General features: G+C 54.0%; 3 protein-coding genes and 1 pseudogene. 1 reads left to right on the top strand and 3 read right to left on the bottom strand.

What is annotated here, in order from left to right; translation table 11 throughout:
- Both GX147_00745 and GX147_00750 read right to left on the bottom strand, forming a co-directional pair.
- A pseudogene (locus tag GX147_00745) lies at positions 1-1,240 on the bottom strand (DUF853 family protein).
- A gap of 307 nt (positions 1,241-1,547) precedes the next feature.
- Positions 1,548-2,252, bottom strand: coding sequence for a hypothetical protein (locus tag GX147_00750; GenBank protein NLN59238.1), 705 nt, complete (start codon positions 2,250-2,252; stop codon positions 1,548-1,550).
- 515 nt (positions 2,253-2,767) lie between these two features.
- Here GX147_00750 and GX147_00755 point away from each other — a divergent pair.
- Complete coding sequence (locus tag GX147_00755) at positions 2,768-4,369, top strand: response regulator (GenBank protein NLN59239.1); 1,602 nt, start codon at positions 2,768-2,770, stop codon at positions 4,367-4,369.
- 302 nt (positions 4,370-4,671) lie between these two features.
- Here GX147_00755 and GX147_00760 read toward each other — a convergent pair whose 3' ends face one another.
- Positions 4,672-5,757, bottom strand: a complete 1,086-nt coding sequence (locus tag GX147_00760) for a PAS domain S-box protein (GenBank protein NLN59240.1) — start codon at positions 5,755-5,757, stop codon at positions 4,672-4,674.
- Positions 5,758-6,326: the final 569 nt, after the last annotated feature.

The following is a 6,326-nucleotide window of genomic DNA, read 5'->3' on the forward strand; positions in this document are numbered from 1 at the left end:
ACTCACGGTTGATTCTGGTGTCATATTTATTACCGACGGGCCTCCGAGCGCGTATCATGGCCCTCTCTCCCGGGGTGACGGTTCCCATCCGACAGCGAGGGGGACAGATCAGGGTACGTTCCACCGGCATGGGGACACCCCTTTCCTGAAGCGTTGAAACCAGGGCTTCCCCCACCGCCAGTTGGGAAATGATCTCCGCGACGTTGAATTCCGGATTGGGGACAAAGGTTTCCGCCGCCGTACGTACCGCTTTCTGGTCCCGCGGCGTGTAGGCTCGCAGGGCATGCTGAACCCGGTTTCCAAGCTGTCCCAGAATTTCCTTCGGCATATCGTCGGGAAACTGGGAACAGAAGTACACGCCGACCCCTTTGGAACGGATGAGACGAACCACCTGGCCCACCCGCTGACGCAGGACGGAAGGGGCGTCGTCGAACAAAAGATGGGCCTCATCGAAGAAGAAGACGAGCTTGGGCCGGTCCGGATCGCCCACTTCGGGCAGATTTTCAAACAGCTCCGACAGGAGCCACAAGAGAAAACTGGAATACAGTTTCGGTCTCAGGATAAGCTGATCCGCTCTGAGAATACTGATAATACCGCGACCGTTTAAATCGGTCCGCATCAGGTCGAACAATTCGAGGGCGGGTTCGCCGAACAGGGACTCCCCCCCTTCCCGTTCCAGGGTCAGGAGGGCACGTTGGACCACGGCCAAGGACCGGGTGCTGACCAGGCCGTACTGCCCGGATACGGCATCACGGTTTTCGGCCAAAAACCCAAGAAGAGCCCGCAAATCGTCCAGGTCAAGCAGGAGCAATCCCTGATCGTCCGCCAGTTTGAATGCAATTTCGAGCATTCCCGTCTAGGTATCGTTCAATCCGAGAATCCGACCCAGCAGCATCGGACCGAGTTCGCTGACCGTCGCGCGCATGGGGTGTCCGGATTCGCCAAGGAGATCCCAGAATAAAACGGGATTCCCCTCCGGGGTATACCCATCAAGCCCGGTTTCAGCCGCACGCTTCAGGATCTTCTCGCCGGCGGTTCCCGCCATGGCCAGGCCGGATACATCTCCCTTCACATCCGCCATGAAAACAGGCACACCCAGACGGGAAAAACCCTCTGCCAGCACCATGAGCGATACGGTTTTCCCGGTTCCCGTCGCACCGGCCACAAGACCATGGCGATTGCCATACCTGGCCAGCAAATGGACAGGTCGCTCCGCCTTTCCGATCAGTATTTCGCCCATATTATGATCCCCCTCCTTCAATTTGCATGACGCGATTATGACTCCCGGCCAAAACAATTCCCCATGCACGAATGCCCGGCATGGGAATACCGGGAAAAATAAGGTAAAAGAATGAAGAAAAGCAACCGGGATGTTCCCCTGTTCATGCTGCCTCATGGAAAGATTCTCATGGCGGTCTGAAACAATATGAGTCATTCGGCGTCCATGGTTCAAACAGCCCTCCGCATGCTGAGCCTGCCTGCCGTCATGTGAGACAAATTGTCAAGTCAATATGAAGGATGGACCGTATAAGCCCGCCCAAGGGTTTCTAGCGAAACGGTTCAAGATCCCTGAAGAAACGGGCCCTGTCTTTTTCAAGCCGGTACCGTTTCAGAAAATCCGGCCCGAAAGCCGGGCGCATGGCATCCAAATCGATAAAAGAGACATCGTCCCCCGTGCAGATCATGTTGCTGTGCTTCAGATCACCATGACTTATCCCCCCTTCGGACAGCCGTTTCAACACCACCATCACCCGGTCGATTAAACGCCTTTTCCTTTCACCGGGTACGGCCGGATCATTCAAAACCACATACAACTCGGATCCCGCAACATAATCATAAATGAAGAAGGAACGCCAGAGAAGGCCTCTCCGGTATTCATCCAGATAGGCCAGCGCCGTCGGGGTCGGAACGGCCAGACGGCGCAGACGGTGGGCCGTAAACCATGAGCGTTTGGCCCGGGAACCTTGCAACGTGTGCCGAAGGGAATGCAGCAGGCCCAGATGGCGGTAGCCCTTGATCACGACATCCCGGCCTCCCAGGGTTGTGTGCGATACATGGGATTTGCTTCCGTTTTTCAGCACCTCCCCCCGGATCATGGTCTCCTCGAGGTGAACCGTAAGCCCCTCGATCCCCACCCGGTCGACGAGTTTAGGGTCAGCCAGTCCCCGCCACTTGCCGCACTTTATCATACGGAAGCGACAACCGGAACCAGCCAGGATGTCTCCGTTCCGTTCTATTGATTTTTCTTTCAATAAATTCCCCACAGATCCTGCTTTTTCTTCAAACCCGATAATACGGGGTCATTGTAATCTGAACCGGCCTCACTTCCCGCTGCGACCCCGCACATCGGGAGAGCCTCATCGACAAAACGGGCAGGAAAGCACCAAGCAACGGATTTGGTTTCATCTCGTTTTATGACTCCTTCCTGTAATCTATATTTACAGCCCCCTATAACACGGCTGCATGATTTTTTGAACCGGAAGACGCCTGGGCCGCAAGAAGACGGCCCGCTTTACTTCATTGCCTCCAACACCTCGGCAGCCGTGGAACCTCCCAACTTTTTTAAATAATCTTGACATGTATGAAGCTGTTGAATATAATATTCCCAAATCGTTATCAATACTACGATCGGAAAGGGCCTTGAAAATCAGCACGCTGCAACTATTTAATCTCCGGCATCGCTGCAATGCGAAACCGATAGGTTCCTGGGCTCCCGGATATATGAGTCCGGGCATGCCGACGGGGAATAATCACGGGGGAACGGAAGATGAGAAGGTTGCCAAGAAAACCGCCGGAGGAAAAGCCCGGCCACGTGTCCGTCATATCGGAAGATCTCAGGCTGGCCCACGAATCACTCCTCGCAATATTCGACGGTATTGACGAACCGGTTTACGTATCCGACATGGACACGCACGAGCTCCTGTTCGTCAATCGCGCAATCGAAAGTTTCTTTGGTCCGCCCTCCGGACAAAAATGCTATCAGTACATACAGCAGCGCACGGAGCCATGTCCCTTCTGCACCAATGACAAGATCCGCCGTGAGTATCAAGGGCGCTCCTACATCTGGGAGTTTCGGAACGAGAAAAACAACCACTGGTATCGCTGCATAGACAAAACAATTCCCTGGCCTGACGGACGCCTGGTCCGTTATGAGATGGCCATCGATATCACCGATCGCAAGATGGCCGAACAGGAGCGGGAAAAACTCTGGGAGGAACTGGCCCACGCCCAGAAGATGGAATCGATTGGACGGCTTGCCGGCGGCATCGCCCACGATTACAACAACATGCTGGCGGTCATTTTCGGTCACACCAATATAGCACTCGGCAGACTGAAGCCGGACAGTCCCCTATATAACGATCTCCGCATGATAAAGGAGGCCGCTGAACGATCCGCCGCCCTCACCAGACAACTGCTCATCTTCTCCCGCAAACAGAACGTTTTCCCGCAACTTCTCGACCTGAACGAAGCCGTGGAAAAGACGACACGAATGCTGTCGCGCCTCGTGGATGAGAACATCGACCTGATCTGGAAACCGGGGAAGCGGGCCGGACGGGTCAGGATAGACCCTTTGCAACTGGACCAGACACTCGTGAATCTCTTCACGAACGCCCATGACGCCGTGGGTGATACGGGCAGGATAATCATCGAGACCGGCACGGTCGAACTTGATGACACTTTTTGTGCGTCCCGTGCGGGATGTACCCCGGGGGAATACGCCATGTTCACGGTGAGCGACAACGGCTGCGGCATGGACGATAGGGTCCTCTCACAACTCTTCGAACCCTTTTTCACCACCAAGGAATCGGGCAAGGGAACGGGGATGGGGCTTTCCATCGTGTACGGCATTGTCCGTCAAAACGGGGGATTCATCGATGTTTCCAGTATACCGGGACGGGGAACCGCGTTTCATGTCTACCTGCCATGCTGTACTGAAGACATACGGGCCGAGATCTTCGCAGAAAAAACCGGGGCTCCGGCGACAGCAGGGGGGAACCTAACCATCCTGCTCGTGGATGATGAAGCCATGATCCGCGACATCGCCCACAGAATGCTCGAGCGGCTCGGTTACACAGTGATGCCCGCTTCGACCCCTGTCGAAGCGATAAGACTCGCGCGGGAATACGCCGGCACGATAGACCTTCTACTGGCCGATGTCGTTCTTCCCGGGATAAACGGCCGAGAACTGGCCGACGCCCTCCTTGCCATTCATCCCGGCATGAAAACTCTCTTCGTGTCGGGGTACAGCGCGAACATCATCCCCTATCACGGTCTGCCTGACAACCGTCTGCATTTCCTGCAGAAACCATTTTCGATGAAGGCTCTTGCCATAAAGATCAGAGAAGCCCTTGGGACCAGCGAACCCTGAATGTGACGCCATGTCCTCAAGCTGAACTGTGGGCGCGGGCGCTTTTCGCAGGGCATTGCTCATGTTGTCCGGTCATCGTCCACGAAACATGAGAACCCCCCACCAGGACAAATCCGACGGGAGAACAGACGGTCCTATACCGCCGCAACCCGCCCGGCCTCGGCCATTTTACGGGGAGAGCACGCCCTGAACCCTGTTCCAATATTTTGGACGATGCCCCCGGGCAAACGCAATCGAAAGGCAACAGACCCGCCGGAACAGCCGAGTGCAATCCGATCGGCCCCCCTGCCGTCTCCGATCAACTAGGGAAGCGAAAGAAGATAGGAACGAAGATTCATTTTTTTATGGGTCAACCCCAGCTTTTTGCGTATGTGGTTGCGGTGTAATTCCACGGCCCCGACACAAACATTCATGATATCGGCGATTTCCTTGCTCGTCTTGCCGTCTTTGACCAGGGTGGCCACCTGAATCTCCTTGGGGGTGAACCTCCGGTATTTTGCGGACATTTTCACCAGAAAAGGTGAAATGATATCGTTTAGATGGTTTTCAAGAATGGAGAGATACGCCGCCTGATCGGAGTGCAGCGCCGTATTTCTGAGTTTCTCCGTGTAGGGCAGAACCATCTCCTTGACATTGGTCAAGACCCGCTCTTCAAGCTGGTTTTTGTCTTCCTCCCGTTTTTTAAGGAGAACCGTCAGGGCCGTGTTCAGCTCCTCGAGGTTACGGGATTTCACTTCCAGTTCCTTTTCCCGTTTTTTGAGGATTTCTTCCATGCGCCTGCGTTCCTCCACCTCCTGGGCCAGTTCCGCGTTCAACCTCGTCAGGTCGGCGGTTCTCTTCCGAACGCGATTTTCCAGTTCCTGCAGGGTTTTCTGAAGGAGTTCTTCGGCCTGTTTTCGCTGTGTAATATCGTTGTTGATCTGAAGAACCGCCGTTGGGTTGCCCTCCAGATCCCTTCTCAGGGACCACCGGCTGTCAACGATGATCGAGGTATCGTTCCGCGTTTTCTGCCTCAGCTCTCCGCTCCAGAACCCCCTTTCTATCAGTTCGGCGTAGATTTCCTCGACGGGTCTGGGAAACTCGGTTTTGAGCAAATCATGGGTAATCTGCCCGATAACCTGGCTTCGGGGCCAACCGTACTTCTTTTCCGCGCCGTGGTTCCAGAAGTTGATTCGAAAGTCCATGTCGAGAACCATGATGATGTCCTGCGCCAGATCGATCAGTTCCGACTGCTCCTGAAGACGGATTTTCTGTTTCCTCAGCACGTCTTCCGTCCGCTCACCCTCAGGATACAGCACCGCCATTTCAAAGAAATGGAGGTATAGATCGCTCATGTCTTCTTCATCGGACACGGGAACGTCCGTTTTTTCGGCCTCATCGTTTTTCATTGTAATTCCATGATTTTTTGAATGATAATAGGCAATAATCCTCTGGACTGTCAACATGAAAAGCACCCTCAAGCCTCTTCTTTTCCGTCCGGGTACCTTTCATTATGGGGCAGAAGGTCCCGGTGGAGGCGCGAATAAGGAACCCCGACGGAATCGATTCCGTGTATTATCCTTACCCGAACTTGAGAAGCCCAAAGGGGATTATCCTCCTTTTCGGCTCGTTTTTTCTTAACAGGCCTTTTTCCTTGACATTCAGAAAAGTATCGGCTATTGGTTTCGCCGTGTAAGTATAATTTAATTGAAGTGTTTCCCAAAATAATTCAATATAAAGAGGACGTTATATACCGGAGAGGGGTTCGGGAAAGGGCCGGGGATCAGGCGTTTCCTGAAGGTTAAGGGATGGTCGGGCCGCCGTTCGGCGTAAGTGCCGGGTGGCTTTTATTTTAAAATCGGAGGAGGGAGTTAAATGAGTCCGTATGATGTTTATGAGATGTTCAAAGGCACGATAGACACGATGGGCATTTTGAGTGTGTCTTGGCAGATGCTTTTGATGTGGTCCATCGCCGGAT

The organism is Deltaproteobacteria bacterium (genome assembly GCA_012522415.1).
GTDB lineage: Bacteria > Desulfobacterota > Syntrophia > Syntrophales > JAAYKM01 > JAAYKM01.

Coding starts and splice junctions, on each gene's coding strand:
- GX147_00760 (NLN59240.1), bottom strand. CDS start 5,757: ATGAAAAACGATGAGGCCGAAAAAACGGACGTTCCCGTGTCCGATGAA.
- GX147_00755 (NLN59239.1), top strand. CDS start 2,768: ATGAGAAGGTTGCCAAGAAAACCGCCGGAGGAAAAGCCCGGCCACGTG.